This is a genomic window from Methyloversatilis universalis FAM5 (genome assembly GCF_000214035.2).
In the GTDB taxonomy this organism is placed as follows: domain Bacteria; phylum Pseudomonadota; class Gammaproteobacteria; order Burkholderiales; family Rhodocyclaceae; genus Methyloversatilis; species Methyloversatilis universalis.
Genome location: NZ_AFHG01000022.1, coordinates 1 through 261 on the forward strand (window position 1 = coordinate 1; position 261 = coordinate 261).

1 pseudogene is annotated in these 261 nt (G+C 73.9%); it reads left to right on the forward strand.

What is annotated here, in order from left to right:
* A pseudogene (locus METUNV1_RS00100) lies at positions 1 to 261 on the forward strand (DUF3488 domain-containing protein); the annotation flags it as partial.

The window sequence follows — 261 nt, forward strand, 5'->3', positions numbered from 1 at the left end:
CGGGCTGGCCGATCTGGCCGCCGGCGAGCCGGTGCCCTTCGTCGCGCGTGCCGACCTCGGCTGGCTGCGCGATCTGCGCCACCGCTGGGAAGCGGCCAACAACGCGTGGAACCAGTGGGTGCTGTCCTACGACCAGCAGCGCCAGCGCGAACTGCTGTCGCGCCTCGGCATGGCGCAGCCGGACTGGCAGACCATGACCGCGTGGATGGCCGCGCTGTGCGGCGTGATGGCCGGCGCGCTCACGCTGTGGGCGCTGCGCCG